The sequence below is a fragment of the Acidimicrobiia bacterium genome (genome assembly GCA_036271555.1).
GTDB lineage: Bacteria > Actinomycetota > Acidimicrobiia > IMCC26256 > PALSA-610 > DATBAK01.
Window position 1 is genome coordinate 1 of record DATBAK010000045.1, and the last position, 23,148, is coordinate 23,148.

A 23,148-nucleotide genomic window follows, 5' to 3' on the forward strand; every position below is an offset into this window, starting at 1 on the left:
TGAACACCCGCTTCAAGGGCACGGAGGCCGCGTACATCCTCGGTCGCGCCGACGTGCGCCTGCTCTTCACCGTCACCGACTTCCTCGCGACGAACTACGTCGACCTGTTGCGCGCGGCCGAGCCGGTCGCGTCGCTGCGCGAGATCGTCGTGCTGCGGGGCTCGCCCGCGCCCGACACCGTTGCGTGGTCCGACTTCCTGGAGCGCGCCGACCGCGTGATCCCCGAGGAGGTCGCGGCGCGCCGCGACACGCTCACCGCCGACACGATGTCGGACATCCTCTTCACGTCGGGCACGACCGGCAAGCCCAAGGGCGCGATGCTCACGCACGGGGCGAGCGTGCGCGCGTACACCGCGTGGTCCGATGTCGTGGGGCTGCGCGAAGGCGACCGCTACCTCGTCGTGAACCCGTTCTTCCACGCCTTCGGACTCAAGGCCGGCATCCTCGCGAGCATCCTGAAGGGCGCGGCGATCATCCCCCACGCGGTGTTCGACGTCGACGCGGTGATGCAGCGCTGCGCCGACGAAGAAGTCTCGATGCTCCCCGGGCCGCCGACGATCTACCAGTCGATCCTCGACCACCCGCGGCTTGCCGAGTTCGACATGTCGTCGCTGCGGCTCGCGGTGACCGGTGCGGCCGCGGTGCCGGTCGAGCTCATCCGCCGCATGCGCGCGGAGCTCGGCTTCGAGACGATCGTCACCGGCTACGGGCTCACCGAGGCCACGGGCATCGCCACGATGTGCCGCCACGACGACGACCCCGAGACGATCTCGCGCACCGCGGGACGCGCGATCCCCGGCACCGAGGTGCGCACGGTCGACGACAACGGCAACGCCGTCGCCGCGGGCGAGCCCGGCGAGGTCGTGGTCCGTGGCTACAACGTCATGAAGGGCTTCATCCACGACGACGCCGCGACCGCCGAGGCGATCGACACTGACGGGTGGCTCCACACCGGCGACATCGGCGTGCTCGACGAGCGCGGCAACCTGCGCATCACCGACCGCAAGAAGGACATGTTCATCGTCGGTGGCTTCAACGCCTACCCCGCCGAGATCGAGGGGATGCTGGCCGAGCATCCGGGCGTGTCACAGGCCGCGATCGTGGGCGTGCCCGACGTGCGCATGGGCGAAGTCGGCTACGCGTTCGTCGTCGCCCGCCATGGCGCGACGATCGATGCCACCGAGTTGAGCAAGTGGTGCCGCGAGCACATGGCGAACTACAAGGTGCCGCGCACGATCGAGATCGTCGACGCGCTGCCGCTGAACGCGAGCGGCAAGGTGCTCAAGTACGAGCTGCGCGAGCGCGCCGCGAACACCGTTGCCAGCAGCTAGACGCGAACGGGCCGCCGGGGCGTGAAGACGACGGACGCGCCGGTGCTGATCTTGCCGAGCGCGATCTCCGGCGCTTCGGACGCGGGCTCCGCGAGCGGGTCGATCTCCGCTTCGTAGGCGAACCGCTCGTCGCCACGGGTCTCGACAGCGCGGCACGCGGCGCGCGGATCGATCGCCCACACGATCGCGTCGAGCGCGCGATCGCCGGCGCCGCCGAGCTGCGCGAACCACGTGAAGCCGTCCGCCTCTTCGAACACCGGGGACGGGCCGAACGCGAAGCGCACCGTTGAATCGTCGACGACTTCGACGCGGAGGTCGACGTACGAACGCGGATGGAACATCGGATGGATCTGCAGCAGCTTCGCGATCGCGTTCGCATCACCGCCGTCGATTCCCATCGCGGCACGGAGTCGTTGCGCGGTGAGTCCCGCGAGGCCGGTGAAGATCTGCGGGTTCATCGGAGTCGCGGCGTCGAGACCGAAGCGCTCCGACACCGCGATCAAAAACGCACGAAACAGGAGGTGACTCTGGACCGCGACCTCCTGCAGCGTGAGCACGAGTGCGGAGTGCGAGAGGTCCTCGAGCGCGAAGTCGGGATCGAACTCGCCCGAGTAGTCGGCCCAACCTCCGGGCTCGGCGTCGGACGCGGGGCGCTCGACCGGCACGGTCGCGGCGCGCGACCGCTCGACGATCGCGAGGTTCGGGTGCGCGGTGACCGGCGGCGCGTCGGGGACGATCGTGACGGTCCAGTGGCAGTGCGGCTCGCGATCGGTGGGCACGCGCGGCGGGCGGTGGATCGGCCGCACCTGCGCGCGCGGGTTCGTCGCGAGCGCGGTCGCGTCGAAGGTCGGATCCTCGATCGCGTGGCACATGCCTTCGACGTATTCCTCGCCCATCGGCTCGACGTCCATGAGCGCGCCGCAGTGCGCGAGCCAGAACTCGCCGTGATCGGCGTCGGTCACGCGGCACCGGAAGTCCATGAACTCGTGCGGCGCGCCGATGTCGAGCTGGATGTTCTTGAGGATCGTCGGCACGTCACTGTCGGCGAAGTTGAGTGCGCGCTGCATGCGGCGCGAGTAGATCGGGCTCGCTGCCATCCACTCGTCGATCGCGATCTGCTCCATCTCTTCGCGGGGCCGGTCGGTGTGCACGAGCGGCATGCCGACGCGGTCCTGGAGATGGCCGTGCAGCAACCATTCGCGCCCGAGCACCGCGAGCGCGCGACGGGAGAGATCAGTCAGTGCGAACTCGGGATCGAACGCGCCCGAGCAGTCGTCGCGCAGGTCGCTCATGCGTCCCACTCGATCCGGTCCTCCACTTGCGGTTGCCGGCCGGTGCGCAGCGGACTGAGCGGCGCGTCGCACAGCAGCATGCGGCGCACGTCGGCGCCGAGCTCGACGAGCCGCGCGCGCCACGCACGGAGCGAGCCGTCGTCCCACGCGCGCTCGTACGCGATCCACGTCTCCCAGTCCGGGATCGACCAGATCACGATCGCCTCGGAGTCGTTGATCATCGCGACCCGGTACGCGCCGATCGCGCGCAACCCGAACGATTCGACCGCGGGCACGCCGACCTGGCGCAGATCGTCGAGGAAAGCCCGCGCGCCGCCGACGGGCAGCGTCACCATCTCGTGCGCGTAGGCAACCGCGTGCGCGCCACCCGCGCTCGTGAGCTCCTCGCTCGTCGGGCTCCAGGGCTCGGGTACGACGATGCGGTCGTGGCCGCCGCGGCGCAGCTCGGCCGCGACCGCCCACCACTTCGCAAGCGACTCGTCCTGCATCGACCCGGGCGTGAGCTCGTGCTCGAAGTTCGCGGCAAGCCCTTCCCACCCGTCGAGCTCCCAGAGGTTCACGACCTCGGGCCACCGACCGGTCGACCCGACCGTCCCCCACACGGCGAAGCAGAGCATGTTGCGCTCGGCGCGACCGATCGGTCCCCAGTTCGCGGTCATGTGTTGCATGTACCGCGCACGGTTGTGCCCGATGATGTCGACGAGCTCGTGGATGTAGATCTTCGTATTGATGATCGCGCTCGCTTCGCTCGCCGCTCCGTGACGCGGGATGGGAGTCGGACCGGTCGCTTGCTCGCTTCGCTCGCCGCTCACCTCGTTCACCGCCGTCCGAATCCCGCTCGCTCGCCGCTCCGTGACGCGGGATGGGAGTCGGGCCTCGCTTGCTCGCTTCGCTCGCCGCTCACCCCGCTCACGCTGCCGGGATCCTACGCAGTGCCCCCGAGCTCGGCGTAGCCGCATGGGATCGCGTCGCACAGGTCGTCCTCGGCGTACGGCCAGCGCCCGCGTCCCTCCTCGAGCGCGTCCTCGGCCGCGACTCCCGCGTCGTACAGATCGCGGATCGTCGCGGCGACCGTTGCCAGCACGTTCTGCTGCTCCACGACGAACGCGCGGTCGACGACGTCGCCATGACCGGGCACGACCGTGGCGTCCGCTGCGATGCGCTCGAGCATCACCCCGTTGCTCACCGGCCAGTCGAAGACGTGCGCGTCGAGCCCGATCGCGGGTGGCGCACCTTCCTCGACAAGATCTCCGGCGAACACCACCCGGTCGTCGTCGGCGAAGAGCACGAGATCACCGCCGGTGTGCGCGGGCCCGAAGTGCCGAAGCTCGACCTCGCGATCGCCGAGGTCGACGCGCGCGACGTCGTCGACGAGATGATCCGGCGGCACGATCTCGATCCCGTCGAGCTCGTCCCGCCATTCGGGACGTTCGCGCGCGAGCCGCTCGACTCGCTCCTCCGACCATCGCACGAGCTCGTCGCGCATCACGCGGTGACCCCAGATCTCCGCGCGCGGTGCCGCCGCGCGAACCGCGGCGTTGCCGAACGTGTGATCAAAGTGCCAGTGCGAGTTCACGACCCAACGGATCGAGCGCGCGTCGAACACGCGCAGCTCGTCGAGCAGCTCCGCGACCTCACCGCCGTGGCAGCGCGTGTCGAACACCAGCAGCGCGTCGGCGCCACGTACGACGCCGATGTTCAGGTCGTAGCTGTCGTAGCGTCGGCGGTAACAGCCGTCGCCGACCTCCTGCCACGGTGCGATCACACCCGCAGCGTACGCGGGAGCCGGGTCGACGCCATCAGCACGATCGCTCCGGCCAATGCGAGCTTCGGACCCCACCCGAGGCGCGCGAAGCCGACGAGATGGACGAACACGGCGGCGACGATCGCGGTCGTCGCGAGCGCGCCCCCGCCGGCGATGCGCGACACGCGACTGCGCGGACCGGTGAGCCCGCACGCGATCAAGCTCAACGCGCCGAACGCGGGCACGAGATACCACAGCACCGTGAGCCGCGCGATCGAGAGTCCGGGAACCGTGCCGCCGAGCGCGACGACCGCGTCGACGAGCGCGTGCCCGCGCAGCCCGCTTCCCGCGCCGCGCGCGATCCAGCGCACGAACGCCGACGCGAAGAGCGCGGCCCCGCCCGCGACGTAGGCGAGCTCGGCGACGAACTCGCGCCGCGCCGGGAGCGCCATCGTGCTCACGGCGCCGAGACCGGCACCGTCGACGTCGTCGCGCTCGACGACTTGCTGCCCCCGCTCGGATCGATGTTCGTCGCGCAGTGCTCACCCGGGTTCGTCGTCGCCGTCGTCGCGCACGGGAACGACGGGACGATCTCCACCGGATGCAGTGCGCTCGACGGCGCGTCCGACGCCTCGTAGAGCGTCAATCGCGTCTCGACGAACCCGTCGAGTGCGAGCGTGTACGTGCCGCCGGCCGGCAGGCGGATCGTCGAGCCGAAGCCGAGCTCGCCGAGCTCGTGACCGTCGGCGTCGAAGAGGCGCACCGAGTCGAGCACGCCGCCCTGCGCCTCCGAGGTCGCGCCGTTCGCAGTCGGCGTCGCGGCTGCAACGAGCTCTTCACCTGCGTGCCCCACGTAGCTGTAGACGCGGAAGCCGTCGTTCGTCCGCGGCACGGTCACGGGCCGACCGAGCGTGATGGTGCCGTCGGGCGGGATGAGCTGGGGCAGATCGAACAGCGAGTAGATCGATCGCTGGCTCACGGTCGCGATCGAGTGGTCGAGCAGGTCGAGCAGTGTGCCGACGCCGGACACGAACCAGCGGCCGTTCTTCCGCAGCGCGGTCACGCGCACGCCCTCGCCGTCGAGAGGCGTCGCGAACGCAATGATCGACTCGGCGTCGAGGTCGCAGGTACTCGGCGAGACCGCGTCCGACGCGCCCGCGCCCGACGGATCGGCGAGCGTCAAGCAGCCGCCGTCGATCGACCACGTGTCGCCGTCGCCGTCGTGGCCCGAAGCGACGAGCTTCACCTCCGCGGTGCTGCCGTCGACGACGGGAGTCGCGTCGAGCTTGTCGATCGAGAAGCCTCCGTCGCCGCTCCGCGCGCCGAGCTGCTCGAGCGCGGCGCGGTAGTCGTACACGGGGATCTCGTCGGGCGGCGCGAGCGCGATCAGGCGGGCCCAGTCGCCCTTCGCCAACGCCCGCAACGCGTCCTTCACCGCGCCGTCCGGAGTGTCGGCTCCGAGCTGCCCGACATCGCGCAGCCCCGACCCGAAGTCGGCGGCCGGCAGGTGGTTCAGCTCGCGTGCGTACTCCAGCAGCGTGTACGCCGCGCTCACGTACCAATGACCGTTGCGCTGCACCGTCATCACGAACGTCGGGAGGTCGTTCGACTGCTCGAGCGTCGCGAGGTCCGCCTCGGTCGAGTGGTCGGGGCCGTCGTGCATCGCCTTCTGCAGGAGCGGCGCGAGCTCGCGCGTGTGCGCGGCGGCGGAGAAGCGGCCGCCCGCGACCGTCACCTTCGCGTAGTCGGCACCGAGCGACTGCGTCGACAGGTCGAGCCCGTCGACCGACAGGTCGACGCCCGCGAGCGGCGCGTCCGCGCTGCGGGCGAGCTCGAGCGTCTGCGCACGCCGCCCGGCCGCGCTCACGGTCGAAGAAAGCGACCGCACCTCGTCGGGCGCGAGCACCGCCGCCGCCGCGATCGGGTCCTCGTGCGACACCGCGTCGGCAAGTTGACGCACCGCACCCGCGGGCGAGTCGGAGCCACTGCCGCTGCCGACGACCGAGCCGATCGCGAGCGTGCCGACGACGAGCGATGCCGCGACCCCGCCGACCGCGACGACCGCGCCGAAGCGCCGGCGGGGTCGCTTCGACACGAACGTCGTGTCGAGATCGATCGGCTCGACCGTCTCGGTGCCGTCTTCGTGCACGGTGAGCGCGTACCGATCGAGGCCGTGCACGACCGCGCCGTCGTCGGCGTCGCGCCGCGCCGCGCGCAACACGTCGTCGCCCCCGCGCATCGAGCCGCGGTTCGCGAGCCGCTCGAAGCGGCGGGTCAGGTCACTCATTGCTCGCCTCCGCGTCCAGCTCCGAGCGCAGCCGTCGCCGCGCGCGCATCAGTGCGACGCGCGCGTTCGGCGCCGACATGCCGACGATCTCCGCGGCCGACGCGATCGGACGGCCCTCCACCTCGACCAGGTACACGAGCCCGCGCACCCGCGCGGGGAGGCGCATCAGGTCGTCGAGGTCGCTCGGGTAGTCGTCGCTCGTACCCGCGGTCGCGGTGAGCCGCGCACGCACCCGCGTCGCCCGGCGCTCCTGCCGGCGCCCGTCGGCGACGAGGTTCACGATCGTGCGGCGCAGATAGGGCCCGAGGTCGTGGATCTCGGCCTGAGAGCGCCGCAGCACCTTGGCGTAGGCGTCCTGCACCACGTCGTCGGGATCGACGTCCCAGCGGCCGACGACGGCGGCGAAGCGGCGCGACGGCTCGTACAGCGCCCGCAGCTCCTGGAATCCCGCGGGACTCCACCGTTCCTCGCATCCCACCGCGGCCCCCCGGCGGTCCATCCCACTTTGCCCAAACGACGCCCGCCGGCGCCCGATTGTGACATCGGAGCACCGGCGGGCGGTTGGATCAGATTGGATCAGACTGCATCAGGGATGGCCCGAAGGCCGACGGATCTGAGGCGTCACCCTCCGATGGCCGCGGCGACCGCGCCCGGGTAGTTCGCGTTCGGTGCCCCGATGCCGGTGACGTCGTCCCAGCCGGCACTCGTGTGCAGGCTGCTGTCGTCGTCGATCGTCCGGACCGAGTACACGTAGCCGGCCTTGGCGTTGATCGAGTTCACGAAGTCCGCGCGCACCAGCGCCTCGGAATCGTGCGCACCGGTCACGTCGTCGAAGCCGTTGCTGCCGGCGCGGGCCATCGAGTACAGGACCGGGTTGGCGAACCCGATGCGGCCACCGAGCTGCTGCTCGGCGAGCGCCTGCTCACCCGCGAAGAGCGGCGAGGCCACGCTCGTGCCGCCGTAGCGGGACTCCGAGTAGTGCTGCTGCCCGTTCGGATACACCTGGTTGAAGCCGACGCGGATGCCGGTCACCGTGTCGGCGAGCGCCGCCACGTCGGGGTACGCGCGCCCGGAAGCCGGGTTGCGCACCACGCCGTGCTGGTAGCCGGGCCGGGCCCAGTCGGGTGCGAAGCCACCGCCGGCGCCGCCACCGAAGCCGGTGTTGACCCACTTGCCCTTCGTGAGCACGAGCTTGTTGTAGCCCCAACCCGCCTGCCAGACGGTGCTACCGCTGAAGTCGAGGTTCAACGTCGTGCCACCGACGGACGTCACGTACGGGTCGCTGGCCGGGTAGTCGAAGTCGGTGTGACCGAGCGTCGACACCCAGTCGCCGTTGTCGCCGGACGAGAACAGGAACTGCTGACCCTGCACCGCGCCCTGCTTGTAGATCTGCTCGTTCGCGAGCTCGTCGCCCGTCGTCTCGGTGGAGAGGATGCCGCCCCACGAGTTCGTGACGATCGACGCCTTGTCCTCGTCGACGACCTTGGCGAGCGCGTCGAGCATGTCGTTGTTCCCGCAGCTCGCACCCGCGTAGTAGAGGATGTTCGCGGCCGGCGCGACGTTGTGGACCGACGTGATGTCGATCGACTGCTCGTCCTCGGCGCTGCCGCACGCGTTCGGGAAGTGGTACGGCTTGTCGGGCGGAACGACCGTGTACTGACCCGGCGCGAGTTGCGGGAAGCCGTGGTCACGGTCGAAGTGGTTCTCGTCGGCGGGCTGGGTCTGCGACGAGTACCACAGAGTGATCGCAACCGTGACGCCCGAGCCGTCGAGGCCGGTCGCGGGCCCGCCGTACGCCTGGTTCAGCTGCTGCGGGAGGTAGCCGCAGTTCGCCCACGGACGCTGGGTCTTCAGGTACGCAGGGATCTTCGTGCCGTCGGGACCCTGGGTCGCCGTCAACTGGCCGTAGAACTGCGAACACGGGGTCGCGGGAACGAACGCCGTGGGCGGACCGGGTTGTCCCTGCACCTTCGTCGCGTTGTAGTGCGGCGCGTTGTCGAGACCGGTCACGCCGAGCACCGTGTCACCGAGCGCGGCGGGAACCGACGCGTCGATGTCGGGAGCGACGACGGTCTGACCCGCGTGCTGGTACGTACGCAGCGTCGTCGCGAACGTGTGGTCCGCGGCCGCGGCGCTGCCCGACGCGGTGACGTAGCGGTTGCCGGCGCCGACCGAGTCGACGTGCATTCCGCTCGACCGCAGGTACTGCTCGACCGACGCGACCTGCGCGGCGTCCGGCGCGTACTGCGCCGCGTACTGCGCCGAGGTGAGGAAGTGTCGGTACTGCGCGGAACCCGGTGTCGACACCGCGTCCACTTCCGCGTCGAGCGCGGCTTGGTTTCGAGCCTTCAGGTAGACGCGCACGGTCACCGCGTGGTTCGCGGCCGCGAGACCGGTCGCGTGCGCGCCCTTGGTCCACGACAGCGCGCTGCCGCGCAACGTGGTGCGCGCCGATGCGGCGTGCGCGGGTGAGGCCGCGAGGCCTGCACCACCGAGCGCCATGGCGACGACGGAAAGCGTCGTCAGGTACGGCTTGAAGCGCTTCATCTGCCCCTCCTGCGTGGGTTGCGCAGTCCGGCATCCCCCCGGACAAGTGCGCAGAGTATTCCCCTTCGCACCCTCGTCGCATACGCGTCGATGCTGATCAAGCCGGTTGTTTCAGCGGAACGTCACCGCAGCGCGACCGGCAGTCGTTCCATGCCGCGCACCAGCGTCGACTCCGTCCAGCGGGGCTCGCCGTCCACTTCGAGGCGCGGGAACCGCGTGAGCATCTCGGTGAGCAGCACCCGGGCCTCGAGCCGCGCGAGCGCAGCACCGAGGCAGAGGTGCTCCCCGAAGCCGAACGCGACGTGCGAGGACTCGACCGGGCGCGTCACGTCGAACCGGTCGGCGCGCTCGCCGAAGGTCCGCTCGTCGCGGTTCGCCGACGCATAGAGCATCACGAGCCAGTCGCCCCGTTTCACGCGCGTGCCGTCGATCTCGGTGTCGAGCGTGACCGTACGGCCGAAGGACTGGATCGGCGTGACCCAGCGCAGGCACTCCTCGACCGCGCGCTCCATGCCACTCGGGTCGGACGCGAGCGCGTCGCGCTGGTCGGGATGCTCCGACAGCGCGAGCACGCTGCCCGACACGAGATGGCGCGTGGTCTCGTTCCCCGCGACGAGCAACGCGAGGCAGTAGCCGACGGCCTCCGCGGTCGAGAGCCGACGGCCGTCGATCTCGGCGTTCGCGAGCCGCGCCGCGATGTCCTCGCGCGCGGGATCGTCGTCCGGCGTCGCGCCGCGCTTCGCGCGGACGTGGTCGACGAGGAAGCGATAGAGCGCGGCGAGATCGTCGAGCGCAGGCGCGTCGGTGTCGGTCGACGAGATCGCCGCATCGGACCAGCGCCGGAAGTCGTCGCGATCCGCGTCGGCGATCCCGAGCAACTCGGCGATCACGAGCACCGGGAACGGCGCGGCGACCCGATCGACGAAGTCGACGGTCGTGCCGGGCTCGATGTCGTCGAGATCGTCGAGCACCGCGCGCGCCGCCGCGTGGATTCGATCGCTGAACGTCGTGACCGCGCGCGGCGTGAAGCGCCGGTTCACGAGCTGGCGCCACGGCGCATGCTCGGGTGGATCCATGTGGAGGATCGAGCCGTGGATCTCGCCGCCGCGCCGCAACGGGTCGTTCATCAGCACGCCGCGGCCCGAGCAGAACCGCTCGGGATCGCGACTGATCTCGCGCACCGCGTCGTAGCGCGCGATCGTCCACGCGTTGGGCTCGTACTCGTAGACGGGCGCGTCCCGGCGCAAGCGCGCGAGCAGCTCGAAGTAGTCGGGACGCGTGAAGAGCCCGGGCGACTCGGGGTCGATCGCGATCGGGTCGGTCATACGAACGACGACTCCGCGTCGAGTCCGTCGTCGGGCCACTCCCCGACGATCGCGGTCTGGAAGTTGCACCAACCGCGTCCACCGCCGACCGGATCGTCGACCCGCAGCAGCGCGTCGCGGATCTGATGGACGCGGCGCGCGGTATCGGGCGCGGTGCAGTCGTCGATGTGCTCACCGTCGACGTTCAGCTTCCCGCGCCATTCGCCGTGATGGTGACCGTCGAACCCGAAGTAGAGACCGGTGCCGAGATGGAAGCCGGTGTCGCCGATGGCCTCGACGGCGATCGGGCGCGCGCTGCCGTCGCGCATCGTCGCGTGCACGGTGCCGCCGAGCACGCGCCGGTTGTGCGGATCGAAGCGCAGCTCGGGCCGCAACGCGACGAACGGCTCGATGCGTCCGTCCGGATGCTCGACACCGCCTTCGAAGCTGGTCTCCTCGTAGCCCATCACGCGCAGCTGCCGGTGTTGATGGTGGATCGCATAGCGGCTGCCGTCGGGCCGTTCGAGCAGCATGGGGCTCCACGAGAAGCGAAAATTCAAGTTCCGTTGCACGGTGGAGCCCGCGCCCGCGCCTTCGACGTCGACCGGTGGGATCCCGACGTCCTGGCGCACGCCCCACGAGTGATCGCGCGTCGAGAACCACTCGTCGGTCGTGATGTCGCGGCGCGCACCGTCGACCTCGACCCAACCCGACGCGACCCCGATCTGGTGGTAGCGCAGCACCTCGGCGTCGAGTCGGAAGCCGCGCCGCGACCGCTGCACGTCGCGCTGCTCGAGGGCGGGCGGCACGACCGCTTCGAACACCCACTCGAACGCGATCGGCACCGAGTCGTTGGCTTCGCAGCGGAAGCGCACGCGCCGGAACGGCTCGAGCACGTCGTATTGCAACGGGCCCGCGGCCACGCGATCGAGCTCGTCGCTCAGACGCCGGCTCGCGCGCACCGTCCACTGCTCCCGCCCGCGCGACACGCCCGCGTAGCCGTCGAACACGTTCCGGTTCGTGTACTTGCCCACGCCGAACGCGACCTGGAGCGACCCGTCGCGCGCCGCGGCCTGCGCACACACCTTCTCGGTCCACGATCGATCGGCCTGCGCGACGCGCGCGTGGGTCTCGACGATCTGGTGGCCGAACCCTTCGTCGGCGGCCACGAGCGGTCCGGCGTCCGAGGGCGGCATCAAGGGGCGAGTCTGTAACATCCGCCGCCGGCATGACAACCATCGGCCGTCGGGACGACGACGCGCTCGCCCGCGGCATCACGTCGTGGTGCGCGCAGCAATGGCCGGGCGCGGCGATCGCGCGCGTCACGTTCGACCGGCCGAACGCGGGCTGGTCGAACGAGACGCTGCTCGTGACGACCGGCGTGACCGACGGGCCTCCCGCCCGCTTCGTCGTACGGTTGCCGCCGCTCGTTCCCACCTGGCCGGAGTACGACCTGCAGGCGCAGGCGGCGCTGCTCGATGCGCTGCAGGGCGAACTGCCCGTGCCGCGCGTGCTCGCGTTCGAAGCCGACGAGCAGTGGCTCGGCGCGCCGTTCCTCGTGATGACGCACGAGTCGGGAACCGCGGGGCCCGAGGTCCCGGCGTTCGACGCCGCGATCATGGACGTGTCGCGCGAAGCGCAACGCGCGCTGCACGAGACGTTCGTCGAGACACTCGCGCGCATTCATCGCATCGACTGGGGCGTGCACGAGCTCGACGCGGTCGTGCGCGGTGGCGATGAGTCGAGCGCGCCCGAAGTCGAATGGTGGCGCGAGTACGTCGACTGGGCCGCCGACGGCTCGCCGACTCCGGCGCTGCGCGACGCGATCACGTGGTGCGCGGCGAGCGTGCCCGCCGACGAGCCGCCCGCGTCGCTCTGCTGGGGCGACGCGCGCATCGGCAACGTCCTCTTCGGCCCGGATCGTGAAGTCACGTCGGTGCTCGACTGGGAGCTCGCGACGATCGGGTCCGCCGAGAGCGACCTCGCGTGGTACCTCGTGCTCGACGAGGTGATGACGAAGTTCGTGAAGAAGACGGTCCCCGGCTTTCTCGACCGCGCCGCGTTCGTCGCGCACTACGAACGCGCGCTCGGCCGCGCGGTCCGCGACCTCGAGTGGCACGAGATCTTCGCCCTCGCGCGCTCGGTCGCCATCAACGAGCGCCAGGCCCGACTCGCCGCCGAGGCCGGCGTCTCCTATCCGGGCGTCGCCGGCCCCGACAACCCGGTCCTGCGCATCCTCACCCGCAAGATCGACCGCTTTTAGCGGTCCTGCGAACCGCCACACGGCGCGAGAGCGCAGCAACAAATGGATCCGGGGTGTAACGAAACCCGAGGCCGCCGATGAGCGTCTGTGTTCCGTGAGCGGCCGATGACCGACATCGTGACCCTCGACGACGTCGACAGCTTCTGCCGACGCGAGTGGCCGCGGCTGGTCGGCACGCTGTCGCTGTTCACCGGCGACGCCGACCTCGCCGAGGAGCTTGCGCAGGAGACGCTCGCGCGCGTCTGCCGCGACTGGCGCAAGGTCTCGAGCCTGGAGGCTCCGGGCGCGTGGGCACATCGCGTCGCGATCAACCTCGCGCGCTCGCACTTCCGGCACCGCGCGGTCGTACGCAAGCACGCGAGCGCGCTGCTGCCCACCGCGCCGGTCGACGACGACACCGCGAGCGCGCTCGCGGTGCGCGCGGCGGTCGCCCGGCTACCTGTCCGTCAGCGCACCGCGTTGGTGCTGCGCTACTTCGCCGATCTCTCGGTCGCGGAGACCGCAGAAGTGATGCGCTGCCCGACCGGAACGGTGAAGACACTCACGCGCCAGGCGATCCTCGCGCTGCGGAACCAAGGACTGGTGACCGACGCCGGCATCGAACAGGAGTCGATGGCAGATGTCGAATGAGATGAGGGATCTGCTGCGCGGCGCGGCCGCGTCGCCGTCGAGTCCGCCCGACGTGAAGGACGCGTGGAAGCGCGGCCGGAGCATGCGCGTGCAACGGCGCGCGCTCGGCGCCTTGGCGATCGTCGCGGTGGTCGTCGTATCCCTCGGGATCGCGCAAATCGCGCCGAACCTCGGCGGCGCACCGCCTGCGACCTATCCGACGGCGCCCGTCGGGTGCGGAGCCGGGCCCATTTTGACAACGATCCCGTCCTGGGCACGCTCCGCGAATCCACCGACAGACCTACTGCGTTCGCTCTCGCCCGACGGCAACGTGCTTGCGATCCTCTTCAGCGCGCCGTTCTCGCCGCCTGATCCGGAACGCCCCAACACGTTCCAGTTCATCGTGCGCACGCCGAGCGGTGCGCAACCGCTCGCGATCACGGCGACACGCGGTGGCCACGCGGTTGTGCACGCAACCGCGACGGCGGGGCGCTCGTCCAAGCAGACCTATGTGACGGTCGTCAATGTGCCTTCCGCGGGCTGCTGGCACTTCCAGTTCGCCTGGAACGGACACCGGTCGTCGATGGACATCCACTACCAGCCATTCGTCCCGCCGAGCACCACCACGGTCGTCCTGCCGACGACGACCACCGTTCCGGAGACGAGCCCGCCTCCGGACTGCGCGACCGCGAACCTCGCGCTCACGCTCGGACCGGAACGAGGCAGCGCGGGTCACTTCAACTTCGAGCTTCGATTGCGCAACATCGGGACCGTCCGGTGCGCGATGTTCGGCTTTCTTGGCGTGTCGTTCCTCGACGCGGCGGGCGATCAGATCGGCGTGCCCGCGACACGCAACGTAGGTGGCGCCATCTTGGGCGTGAGGATCGCTCCCGGCGCAACCGCCTACGCACTGCTCGCCGAAGTCGACACGAGCGTGCAGAACTGCCCGCCGGCGACGGCTCACGCGATCCGCGTGTACCCGCCGAACGAGACCGCGTCGCTCACGGTTGCCGTGAGCGGTCTCCAGGTGTGCTCGGACCAGACCCCCGGCGCCTTGATCTACGCGCTCGTCGACTATTCCGTTTCATGACGGGGCGGCGGTGCGATCCTTCGCACCGCCGCCGCGTCACGCCTTGGCCGCGCGTGAGAGGCGCTGGTACGCGCCGAACGACGGCTTGTGCGTGCCGTTCGCGCGGATCAGGCCCATCCACCCGCCGCCCGGATCGGCCTGCGGGTCACCGCCGCGGTCGTCGAAGGTGAACCAGCTCATCTCCTCGATCCACGGGTACTGCGACGCGCGCTGGAAGCCCGCAGTGAGGAGGTTCGCCTGCTGCGCTTCACTGAGCGCCTTGCCGCGCGGACCCTTCGTCGGACCGCCGAACTCGGTGATGTACATCTTCTTGTTCGCGTCACCGAACGCGACCATCACGCGGCGCGCGTTGAGCATGCGATCCCAGCCGTTTCGCATGCCGTAGTGATCCTTGATCTTCGTGTTCGAGTCATACGTGCACACCGGCTTCGACGGCGCGCAGGGCAGGTCCGGCGTCGAGTACGGGTGATACGCCACGCCGTCGAACTTCGCGTGGTTGAGATACAAGCCGTACAGGAACTCGTCCGCGGCCATGCGCTGCCGGGGGACGTCCTGCGTCCCACCGATGCCGCCGACGAGCACGGTCGCTCCCGGCTGCGCGTGGTGCACCGCCGCGGTCGTGAGCGTCATGAGCTTCGCGTACGCGCACGGGTTCGGCGTCGACCACACCGTGAACGGGTCGGCGTGACGCGGACCGCGGCGCGCGATGTTCGGCGAGTTCTCGACTTCGAACACGTGCGCGGTGGCCTTCAGGTGTCCGGCGAGCGCGGCGAGCGCGTGCGCGTACTGGCCGAGGTCGAACGGCGGCTGCGACCCACAGTCGACGTGCTTGATGCGGCTCTTCGCCAAGGCCCAGCGCGGCGGTGCCTCGAACGTGACGATGAGGCTGAACTGCCCGCGGTACTGCGGCATCCGCAACGTCGCCGCAAGCGCGTCGACGCCCTTCCAGTTGAAGGGTCCGTTCGGCTCGGGCTGGATGTTCTGCCACGGGATCGTCGAACGGATCCAGTGCACGCCCAACTGCTTCATCGTGTCGAGGCCCTTCCGCAGATGGGCCTGATCGAGCAGGAAGCCACTGCCGGGCGCGAGGCCGAAATGACTGCGCACCAAGTTGTACCGAGGTGCCGACTGAGTGCTCGTCGCGCCGGCCGACCGCAGTGCGGTCGTACCGAGAGCGCCGAGTCCGGTTGCGACGATGATCAGGAGGATGAGGACGCGGCGTGCGCGTCTCCGAGTCCAGAGTGCGAGAGTCATGGTCTCCTTATGACGACGTACGGAGGGCTCGGAACGGGCAACCTAGGCGGTCGCGCGTGTCAATTCCGCAACGTCGCGCGGCGCAGAATGTCGAAAAAGGCCGCAAAACACGGTGAATGTCGGCCCGGCAAAGCGGACGAAGGGTGACCAACTGAATTTGCGCACGTCGACCACAGTTTCCACATCGTTCACACCGCATTACGCCGCGCGAATGTCAAGCACTCTCATGAAGACGCGACCGTGAGTGACAACGCTGCTACACGCGTGCCGCGCGCCGACCCGATCGCGCTGCTCGACGCGACGATCGCGGGTCTCGGAGGCGAACGACGCGACGGACAGAACGAGCTCGCGCGCGCGGTGTCCGATGCACTGCGCGACGGTCATCATCTCGTCGCCGCGGCACCGACAGGTTCCGGTAAGAGCCTTGCGTACCTCGCGCCGGCGATCGCATCGGGACGGCGCATCGTCGTCGCAACCGCGACGATCGCATTGCAGACCCAACTGATCACCCGTGACCTGCCGTCGGTCGCGCAGTTCAGCGGCGTCGACTTCTCCTTCGCGCTGTTGAAGGGGCGTTCGAACTATCTGTGTCGCGCGAAGTTGCGTACGGCCGCCGAGCCCGACGCGCTGTTCGAGCGGCCGGTCGGACGCAACTTCTCGTCGCAGCTCGACTACCTGACTTCGCTCGCGATCACGACCACGACGGGCGACCGATCGACGATCGAGCGCCCGGTCGCCGACGCCGCGTGGGCTGCGGTGAGCTGCTCGAGTTTCGAGTGTCCGGGCCGCGCCGAATGCGGCTTCGGCGCGGAGTGCTACGCGGAGCTCGCGCGCGACCGCGCGCGCGAGGTCGACGTGCTCGTCGTGAACCACGCGCTGTACTGCGTGCACCTCGCAGCCGGCGGCACCGTGTTGCCCGACCACGACGTCGTGATCCTCGACGAAGCGCACGCGTTTCCGGAGAACGCGACGAACGCCTTCGGCGCCGACCTCGCGCCCGATCTTCTCGTGCGCCTCGCGGGCGTACTCGGCACGGCCGGCGCAGACGCCGACGCGCTGAAGGCGCTCGACGAGTCGGCCGGTGCGCTCGGCAAGCTCGTCACCGATCGCGAAGGTCGCATCGACGTCGGTGCCGACGACGCGTTGAGCGGCGCGCTCACTGCGGTCGCGGAACGCCTCGCGAGCGTTACCGCGAAGCTCGGCCGCGCGAGCGCGAGCTCGAACCGGCTCGACGGATCGACCCCGACCGACGACGCGACCAAGCGCGCGGTGCGGCTCGCGACCGCGCGGCTCGAGGTGCTGCGCCGGCTCGCCGCGCCCGGTGCCGACGACGTCGTATGGGTCGAGCGCGGTCGCGGACCCGATCGTTTGCGCATCGCGCCGGTGGCCGTCGGCGAGCCGCTGGCGGCGATGCTGCTCGAACGCAAACCGGTGATCGCAGTGAGCGCGACGCTCGGCGGCGCCGCGCCCTTCCGCGAGTTCGCGGCGGCAATGGGCTTCGATCCGAGGGCGCCACTCGGTACCTGGGACGGCGGAGACGGTGGCAGCGGACTCGGCTACGCGCCGCTTCAGGCCGCGTCGTCGTTCGACTGGAAGCGCCAGGGCCTCCTCTACGTCGGACGCGATCTCCCCGATCCGACGCGCGATCGCGACGCGTGGTTGCGCACCGCGGGCGACCGGCTCGCGCGGCTCGTCGGCGCGGCCGGCGGCCGTGCGCTCGTGCTCTGCACATCGCACGCGAACGTGAAGCACTTCGCAAACCTTCTTCGCGAGGAAACCGACCACGACGTGCTCGCACAGGGCGACGCCGACACCGGCCACCTCGTGCGCACCTTCCTCGACGACGAGACGTCGGTCCTCGTCGGCACGCGCTCGTTCTGGGCCGGCATCGACGCGCCCGGTGTCGCGTGCGTGCTCGTCGTCATCGACCGCATCCCGTTCCCGAGTCCCGGTGATCCCTTGCACGCGGCGCGGCGCGAGCACGCGGAGCGACGCGGTGCGAACGCGTTCGGCGCGGTCGACCTCCCACGGGCCGCGCTCGTGCTCGGACAGGGCACCGGTCGCCTCATCCGCCGGCGCACCGATCACGGCGTCGTCGCGGTCCTCGATCCCCGGCTCGCAACGCGCGACTACCGCACGACGCTGCTCGCGGCGATGCCACCGTTCCGACGCTCCGTCGACATCGACGACGTGTGCGCCTTCCTCACCACCGCGATCACCGAGTCGAGCGCATGAGCAGGTGAGCACCGACATCGTCCTGCCCTCGCCGTGTCTCGTCGTGCTCGTCGGTGCGTCGGGATCGGGCAAGAGCACCTGGGCGGCCGCGCACTTCCGCGCCGAGCAGATCGTGTCGAGCGACGCGCTGCGCGGTGTCGTCGGTGCGGGCACCGACGATCTCACGGCGAGCGACGACGCGTTCGCCTTGCTCGAGCAGATCGTCGACGCGCGCGTCCGGCGCGGCCTCACGACGGTCGTCGACACGCTCGGTCTCGACCCGAAGCGGCGCGCCGCGTGGCGCGAGCTCGCACACCACCACGGCGTCGCAGCCGTCGCCGTTGCGTTCACCGCGACGATCGCCGAATGCCGGGCGCGCAATCGCAGCGCCGGCAAGGCCGTGCCCGAGCGCGTCCTGTCGCAGCAGGTGCGTCAGCGACGCGACCAGCACGACGCGATCGCGGCCGAAGGCTTCGACGTGTTCATCGAGCCCGCCGCGGTGCGCACGGCACCGCGCGCGGTCGCGGCGAGTGCACCGCTGGCGACGCGTCAGGCCGAGCAACCCGTCGGCTTGCGGTTCGGTCTCCAGATCCCCGCGTACACGTGGCCCGGCGGCTCCGGTGAGATCCGCGATCGACTGCGCGACATCGCGCAGGCCGCCGAACGCGCCGGCTTCTCGAGCATCTGGGTCATGGACCACTTCCGGCAGATCCCGATGTTCGGCGCCGCGTGGATGGACATGCTCGAGAGCTGGACGACGCTCGCGTACCTCGCCGCGCTCACCGAGCGGGTGCAGCTCGGCACGCTCGTGACCGGCGTGACGTACCGCAACGTCGCCCACCTCGGGAAGATCGTCGCGACCCTCGACGTCCTCTCCGGCGGGCGCGCCGCGTGCGGGCTCGGCGCCAGCTGGTTCGAAGCCGAGCACCTCGCCTACGGCTGGCCGTTCCCGCCGCTCGCCGAGCGCTACGCGCGCCTCGAGGACGCGCTGCAATTGCTCCCGCTGCTGTGGGGCAAGGGCACGCCCGAGTTCCAGGGGCGCACGTTCGCCGTGCCCGAAGCGCTCTGTTATCCGCGCCCCTTGCAGGAGCACCTGCCGATCCTCGTCGGCGGCAACGGCGAGCGGCGCACGCTCCGACTCGCCGCGCAGTACGCCGACGCGTGCAACATCATCGGCGGCGTCGACACCGTCGCACGCAAGGTCGCGGTGCTGCACTCCCACTGCGACGCCGTCGGCCGCGCGCGCGAAACGGTCGCGGTCACGCAGCTCTCGACCACGCTCGTCGGCCGCGACACGCACGCACTCGCGGCGAGCGTCGAGCAGCTCCGACCCCGGCGAATCAGTGCCGAGCGCTACGCCGCGACGACGAACGCGGGAACCGTGAGCGACCAGATCGGACGCTTCCGCGCGCTCGCCGACGCCGGTGTGCAGACCGCGATCGTGAGCTTCCCGGACCTCGGCACCGGCGCGCCGATCGAGTGCTTCGCCGACGTGATCGCGGCGTTCGCTCAGCGCGGCTCGGGCGCGCCCGCAAAGCGCGCCGGATCGACGGTGATGTAGATCGCGCGGCAGGTCGCGACGAGGTGCCCGCCGGCCTGTTCGCCCGCGTGTGCGTCGGCACTGATGAACAGCTTGCGCCGTTCACGCCCGTCGAGGCGCGCGCGCATCACCAACGTCTCGTCGACCGGCACCGGCGCGAGATAGCGGACGGTGAGCTCACCCGTGTACGCGGGTTCGTGCAGCATCCCGATGACGAACCCGGTCACGTCGTCGAACGCGGCGGCGACGATGCCGCCGTGCGCGCGTCCGGGCGCGCCCTCGAACGCACGCCGCAACACGACCTCGGCGACGACTTCGTCGGCCTCGAACTCCACCGACAGCTCGACGCCCGTCGGGTTCGCGGCTCCGCCGACCGCGCGGTCGCTGAAACCCGCCGGGCTGGCGCCCCCGACGGCAGCACGCATGAGCGCCCGGCGATCGCGCAACGGGTGGGTCCGCAGCGCGTCGGCCTCGGCGCGCGCCGTCGCCGCGACCGATCGCAGCAACGCGTCGTCGGGATCGCGCGCGGAGAACTCGTGGATCAGGTCGCGCAGCGCGGTCGCGGCATCGATCCGAGCGTCGTCGTCGAGCATGGCCGGGCAGGTTAGGGGGTCCGGTTTCTGGCCGTCCTGCCGCCGGGTACACCGTCGCGGTTGCGGATTCGCACAGCTTCGAGCGCGACACTCGACGGACCCAGACCCCCCGGAGGTCGAAGATGACGGCTTACACACTTCCCGAGCTTCCGTACGACTACGCCGCGCTCGAGCCGCACTATTCCGCGAAGATCGTCGAGCTCCATCACGACAAGCACCACGCGGGCTACGTGAAGCAGGCGAACACCGCGCTCGACGATCTCGTCGAGCTGCGCGCGTCGGGCTCCCCCGATCCCGCGCGTTTGCGCGGTCTCGAGAAGGCGCTCGCGTTCAACGTGTCGGGTCACCTGCTGCACACGGTGTTCTGGCCGACGATGAGCCCCGACGGTGGCGGCGAGCCCGAGGGCGAGCTCGCCGCCGCGATCGGCGACGCGTTCGGCTCGATGGACGCGCTGCGCTCGCAGCTCAACGAGGCGACGACGAGCCTGCAGGGTTCCGGTTGGGGCGTGCTCGTGTGGGAACCGTTCGCGGGTTCGCTGATGGTGCAGCAGGTGTACGACCACCAGAGCAACATGACGCCCGGCAACCTCCCGATCCTCGTCATCGACGGGTGGGAGCACGCCTTCTATCTCCAGTTCCAGACCGACAAGCAGGGTTGGGTCGACTCGTTCTGGAAGATGGTGAACTGGCCGATGATCGCCGACCGCTTCGAGAAGGCGCGTGCGGCGCGTTTGCCCGACGTCGCCCTCGCCGGCAACTAGGTCGTCGTCGTGCACGTGCTCGTCGCCACCGACGGGTCCGACCTCGCGGTCGATGCGGCACGGCGCGCGCTGCCGTTGCTGAACCCCGACCTGAAGCTCACGCTGTTGAACATCGTCTCCGATCTCCCGGCCGATACTGGCGGCGGCATCGAGGGACCGGTGTTCACTCCCGAGCAGGAAGAGGAGCTCCGCAAGAGCGAGACCGCGCACGCGAACGAGTCGCTCGCCGATACCGAGCGTGCGCTCCGGAGCGGGCTCGGGAGCGCCGTCGTGATCGATCAGCGCATCGAGACCGGCGATCCCGCCGGTGCGATCGTCCTTGCTGCCGGCGAGCTCGGCGTCGACCTCGTCGTCGTCGGCTCGCACGGCAAGGGCTTCGTGTCGCGCGTGCTGCTCGGTTCCGTCAGCGAGCACGTCGTGCGGCACGCGCCATGTCCGGTGCTCGTCGTGCGCGCGGAAGCGCCCAAGAACACGGACGGCTGATCAGCCGAGCAGTCGGGTCAGGATCTCGTCGACGGCCTTCTCGGCGTCGCGCTGCGCGGCCTGCGTGTCGCTGGCGCGCGCGATCAACAGTGCGAGCTCGTTCATGGTCGCGAGGAGCACGTGCGCGAACGTGTCGACGAGGTCTGCAGTGATGCGACCTTCGTCGGCCGCCATCTGCATCACGACCTTGATCGTTCCCAGCGCGTTCTCCTCTTCGATCGCGCGCCACCGCTCCCAACCCAGGACCGCGGGCGCGTCGATGAGGACGATGCGCTGCACCACCGGATCGCCGGCGAGCCGGATCCACGCGAGCGATCCCGCGCGCAAGGCGCCGAGCGCGTCCGTCTCGCCGAGGGTCGCGAGCAACGCGTTCGTCTCTTCACCGATGTGCGCCTCCACCGCGTCGAGCGCGGCCGCGAAGAGCGCCTCCTTGCTCGCGAAGTGGTGATAGAGCGAGCCGCGACTCACGCCCGCCTGCTCGAGCACCGCCTCGATCGACGTGCCGTCGAACCCGCGCTGCGCGAACAGCTCGGTCGCGACGCCGACGAGCTGGTCCCGTGTGGCGCGCCCACGCTCGGCCCGCTTGTCCATCGACGGGACCGCCTTCCTCATTGACAAACCGACGATCGGTATGTAACTCTAGACCGACGGTCGGTCGGTGATCGGCCAGCGTACCCGCCCCCCGATCCCCCGAGGTCGCACACCATGAGACTCGAAGAGTTCAACGCGCTCCGGCACACGATCGACACCCCGATGGGACCGCTCGGCTACGCCGAAGCCGGCACCGGCGCCGCCGCACTGTTCGTGCACGGCGTCGGGACGAACGCCTACCTCTGGAGCGGCGTCGTCGACGAGCTCCGCGGCGAACGCCGCTGCATCGCCGTCGACCTGCCCGCGCACGGACACTCCGGCGCCCCGACGCACGACCTGTCGCTCGGCGCGATCGCCGACCACGTCGCCGCGTTCTGCGAGGCGCTCGACCTGCCGCCCGTCGACCTCGTCGCCAACGACACCGGCGGCGCGATCGCGCAGATCTTCGCGGCTCGTCACCCCGAGCGTCTGCACACGTTCGCGCTCACGAACTGCGACACGCACGACAACGTGCCGCCGGAGGTGTTCGCGCCGACGGTCGAGCTGGCCAAGCGGGGCGAGCTCGCGCCGACCGCGGGCGCGTTGCTCGCCGATCTCGACACCGCGCGCGCCGCCGTGTTCGGGACCGGCTTCGAGGACCCGATGTTCCTCTCGACCGATGTCGTGCGCGATTTCCTCGAACCGCTCGGCGGCACACCCGAGCGCGCGCTCCAGTTCGAGCGGATGATCGCGAAGCTCGAGCCGAGCGACCTGCTCGCTGCGGAACCTGCGCTCGCGCGGCTGACCGTGCCGACGCTCGTCGTGTGGGGAACCGGTGACGACTTCTTCGACGTGAAGTGGGCGCACTGGCTGCGCGACACGATTCCCGGCGTCGCCGAGATCGTCGAGCTCGACGGGGCGAAGCTCTTCTTCCCGCTCGAGCGGCCGGCCGACCTCGTGCCGCACCTGCGCCGACACTGGGCGCGCGCCGAAGCGCGCGCCGCTTCGTAGCGCTCAGGACTCGCGATCGACGTCCTCGTGGGCGGAGGGTGCGGACATCACTGCGCCCTTCGACCACGCGGACATGATCGACAGCGCGCTGCCCGCCGACGCGATCGAGAACGCCGACGCGAACGAGCCGATCGATCCGATCGACAGGGCCGAGCCGATCGAGCCGATCGACAGCACCGAACCCTTGCAGCCGATGCAGAGGAACGAATCCTCGGACCACAGCGACCAGCGCGACCGTGCCACGACGGCGACGCT

General features: G+C 70.4%; 22 protein-coding genes. 9 read left to right on the forward strand and 13 right to left on the reverse strand.

Annotated features, from left to right (window positions below):
- Positions 1 to 1,331: AMP-binding protein (locus tag VH914_11720; GenBank protein HEX4491866.1), on the forward strand; the 1,331-nt coding region annotated here is incomplete at its 5' end.
- Here the strand turns inward: VH914_11720 and VH914_11725 are convergent.
- The 9 genes from VH914_11725 to VH914_11765 form a co-directional block, all read right to left on the reverse strand.
- On the reverse strand, positions 1,328 to 2,623 hold the full coding sequence (locus VH914_11725; protein ID HEX4491867.1) for a hypothetical protein: 1,296 nt from the start codon (positions 2,621 to 2,623) through the stop codon (positions 1,328 to 1,330). The genes VH914_11720 and VH914_11725 overlap by 4 nt on opposite strands.
- A complete protein-coding gene (locus tag VH914_11730) occupies positions 2,620 to 3,435 on the reverse strand; it encodes an NIPSNAP family containing protein (GenBank protein HEX4491868.1) in 816 nt (271 codons plus the stop codon). Before VH914_11730 ends, VH914_11725 begins: the two co-directional genes overlap by 4 nt.
- A 113-nt stretch (positions 3,436 to 3,548) precedes the next feature.
- Entirely contained in the window at positions 3,549 to 4,388 is an 840-nt protein-coding gene (locus VH914_11735; GenBank protein HEX4491869.1) for an MBL fold metallo-hydrolase, read from the reverse strand.
- On the reverse strand, positions 4,385 to 4,828 hold the full coding sequence (locus VH914_11740) for a hypothetical protein (GenBank protein ID HEX4491870.1): 444 nt from the start codon (positions 4,826 to 4,828) through the stop codon (positions 4,385 to 4,387). The genes VH914_11735 and VH914_11740 overlap by 4 nt, the downstream gene beginning before the upstream one ends.
- On the reverse strand, positions 4,825 to 6,654 hold the full coding sequence (locus tag VH914_11745) for a hypothetical protein (protein HEX4491871.1): 1,830 nt from the start codon (positions 6,652 to 6,654) through the stop codon (positions 4,825 to 4,827). The genes VH914_11740 and VH914_11745 overlap by 4 nt, the downstream gene beginning before the upstream one ends.
- Positions 6,647 to 7,153 (reverse strand): sigma factor-like helix-turn-helix DNA-binding protein, encoded by a 507-nt coding sequence (locus VH914_11750; GenBank protein HEX4491872.1) that lies wholly within the window; start codon positions 7,151 to 7,153, stop codon positions 6,647 to 6,649. Before VH914_11750 ends, VH914_11745 begins: the two co-directional genes overlap by 8 nt.
- A gap of 122 nt (positions 7,154 to 7,275) precedes the next feature.
- Positions 7,276 to 9,201, reverse strand: a complete 1,926-nt coding sequence (locus VH914_11755; protein ID HEX4491873.1) for a S53 family peptidase — start codon at positions 9,199 to 9,201, stop codon at positions 7,276 to 7,278.
- A 122-nt stretch (positions 9,202 to 9,323) separates the two neighbouring features.
- Positions 9,324 to 10,526 carry a cytochrome P450 gene (locus tag VH914_11760; GenBank protein ID HEX4491874.1) on the reverse strand — a complete coding sequence of 401 codons (1,203 nt, stop codon included), beginning with the start codon at positions 10,524 to 10,526 and terminating at the stop codon, positions 9,324 to 9,326.
- Positions 10,523 to 11,701 carry a hypothetical protein gene (locus VH914_11765; protein HEX4491875.1) on the reverse strand — a complete coding sequence of 393 codons (1,179 nt, stop codon included), beginning with the start codon at positions 11,699 to 11,701 and terminating at the stop codon, positions 10,523 to 10,525. The genes VH914_11760 and VH914_11765 overlap by 4 nt, the downstream gene beginning before the upstream one ends.
- A 32-nt stretch (positions 11,702 to 11,733) precedes the next feature.
- Between VH914_11765 and VH914_11770 the strand changes: the two genes are divergently transcribed.
- The 3 genes from VH914_11770 to VH914_11780 all read left to right on the forward strand — a co-directional run bounded on the left by VH914_11770 (position 11,734) and on the right by VH914_11780 (position 14,467).
- Complete coding sequence (locus tag VH914_11770) at positions 11,734 to 12,768, forward strand: phosphotransferase family protein (protein ID HEX4491876.1); 1,035 nt, start codon at positions 11,734 to 11,736, stop codon at positions 12,766 to 12,768.
- A gap of 105 nt (positions 12,769 to 12,873) precedes the next feature.
- Positions 12,874 to 13,398 (forward strand): SigE family RNA polymerase sigma factor, encoded by a 525-nt coding sequence (locus tag VH914_11775; protein HEX4491877.1) that lies wholly within the window; start codon positions 12,874 to 12,876, stop codon positions 13,396 to 13,398.
- 1 nt (position 13,399) lies between these two features.
- Positions 13,400 to 14,467: a DUF4232 domain-containing protein gene (locus VH914_11780; GenBank protein ID HEX4491878.1), complete on the forward strand. Its 1,068-nt coding sequence runs from the start codon at positions 13,400 to 13,402 to the stop codon at positions 14,465 to 14,467.
- Positions 14,468 to 14,503: 36 nt separating this feature from the next.
- On the opposite strand, the gene VH914_11785 is transcribed toward VH914_11780, so the two are convergent.
- The gene (locus VH914_11785) at positions 14,504 to 15,574 is read right to left on the reverse strand and encodes a hypothetical protein (GenBank protein HEX4491879.1); all 1,071 of its coding nucleotides are present in this window, start codon (positions 15,572 to 15,574) and stop codon (positions 14,504 to 14,506) included.
- A gap of 411 nt (positions 15,575 to 15,985) precedes the next feature.
- Between VH914_11785 and VH914_11790 the strand changes: the two genes are divergently transcribed.
- Both VH914_11790 and VH914_11795 read left to right on the forward strand, forming a co-directional pair.
- Positions 15,986 to 17,956, forward strand: coding sequence for an ATP-dependent DNA helicase (locus VH914_11790; protein ID HEX4491880.1), 1,971 nt, complete (start codon positions 15,986 to 15,988; stop codon positions 17,954 to 17,956).
- A 4-nt stretch (positions 17,957 to 17,960) separates the two neighbouring features.
- Entirely contained in the window at positions 17,961 to 19,496 is a 1,536-nt protein-coding gene (locus VH914_11795; GenBank protein HEX4491881.1) for a TIGR03560 family F420-dependent LLM class oxidoreductase, read from the forward strand.
- Here VH914_11795 and VH914_11800 read toward each other — a convergent pair.
- On the reverse strand, positions 19,445 to 20,068 hold the full coding sequence (locus VH914_11800) for a PaaI family thioesterase (GenBank protein ID HEX4491882.1): 624 nt from the start codon (positions 20,066 to 20,068) through the stop codon (positions 19,445 to 19,447). The two genes, VH914_11795 and VH914_11800, sit on opposite strands and share 52 nt — an antisense overlap.
- A gap of 122 nt (positions 20,069 to 20,190) precedes the next feature.
- Between VH914_11800 and VH914_11805 the strand changes: the two genes are divergently transcribed.
- Both VH914_11805 and VH914_11810 read left to right on the forward strand, forming a co-directional pair.
- Positions 20,191 to 20,829, forward strand: a complete 639-nt coding sequence (locus VH914_11805) for a superoxide dismutase (protein HEX4491883.1) — start codon at positions 20,191 to 20,193, stop codon at positions 20,827 to 20,829.
- A 9-nt stretch (positions 20,830 to 20,838) separates the two neighbouring features.
- A complete protein-coding gene (locus tag VH914_11810; GenBank protein ID HEX4491884.1) occupies positions 20,839 to 21,312 on the forward strand; it encodes a universal stress protein in 474 nt (157 codons plus the stop codon).
- Here VH914_11810 and VH914_11815 read toward each other — a convergent pair whose 3' ends face one another.
- On the reverse strand, positions 21,313 to 21,924 hold the full coding sequence (locus VH914_11815; GenBank protein HEX4491885.1) for a TetR/AcrR family transcriptional regulator: 612 nt from the start codon (positions 21,922 to 21,924) through the stop codon (positions 21,313 to 21,315). It lies immediately after the preceding gene.
- A 93-nt stretch (positions 21,925 to 22,017) separates the two neighbouring features.
- On the opposite strand from VH914_11815, the gene VH914_11820 reads away from it, so the two are divergent.
- Entirely contained in the window at positions 22,018 to 22,893 is an 876-nt protein-coding gene (locus VH914_11820) for an alpha/beta hydrolase (protein ID HEX4491886.1), read from the forward strand.
- Between the two features lie 3 nt (positions 22,894 to 22,896).
- Here VH914_11820 and VH914_11825 read toward each other — a convergent pair whose 3' ends face one another.
- On the reverse strand, positions 22,897 to 23,136 hold the full coding sequence (locus VH914_11825) for a hypothetical protein (protein HEX4491887.1): 240 nt from the start codon (positions 23,134 to 23,136) through the stop codon (positions 22,897 to 22,899).
- Positions 23,137 to 23,148 lie beyond the last annotated feature (12 nt).

Coding starts and splice junctions, on each gene's coding strand:
- VH914_11780 (HEX4491878.1), top strand. CDS start 13,400: ATGAGGGATCTGCTGCGCGGCGCGGCCGCGTCGCCGTCGAGTCCGCCC.
- VH914_11800 (HEX4491882.1), bottom strand. CDS start 20,068: ATGCTCGACGACGACGCTCGGATCGATGCCGCGACCGCGCTGCGCGAC.
- VH914_11805 (HEX4491883.1), top strand. CDS start 20,191: ATGACGGCTTACACACTTCCCGAGCTTCCGTACGACTACGCCGCGCTC.
- VH914_11775 (HEX4491877.1), top strand. CDS start 12,874: ATGACCGACATCGTGACCCTCGACGACGTCGACAGCTTCTGCCGACGC.
- VH914_11815 (HEX4491885.1), bottom strand. CDS start 21,924: ATGAGGAAGGCGGTCCCGTCGATGGACAAGCGGGCCGAGCGTGGGCGC.
- VH914_11750 (HEX4491872.1), bottom strand. CDS start 7,153: ATGGACCGCCGGGGGGCCGCGGTGGGATGCGAGGAACGGTGGAGTCCC.
- VH914_11745 (HEX4491871.1), bottom strand. CDS start 6,654: ATGAGTGACCTGACCCGCCGCTTCGAGCGGCTCGCGAACCGCGGCTCG.
- VH914_11725 (HEX4491867.1), bottom strand. CDS start 2,623: ATGAGCGACCTGCGCGACGACTGCTCGGGCGCGTTCGATCCCGAGTTC.
- VH914_11755 (HEX4491873.1), bottom strand. CDS start 9,201: ATGAAGCGCTTCAAGCCGTACCTGACGACGCTTTCCGTCGTCGCCATG.
- VH914_11765 (HEX4491875.1), bottom strand. CDS start 11,701: ATGCCGCCCTCGGACGCCGGACCGCTCGTGGCCGCCGACGAAGGGTTC.
- VH914_11760 (HEX4491874.1), bottom strand. CDS start 10,526: ATGACCGACCCGATCGCGATCGACCCCGAGTCGCCCGGGCTCTTCACG.
- VH914_11820 (HEX4491886.1), top strand. CDS start 22,018: ATGAGACTCGAAGAGTTCAACGCGCTCCGGCACACGATCGACACCCCG.
- VH914_11770 (HEX4491876.1), top strand. CDS start 11,734: ATGACAACCATCGGCCGTCGGGACGACGACGCGCTCGCCCGCGGCATC.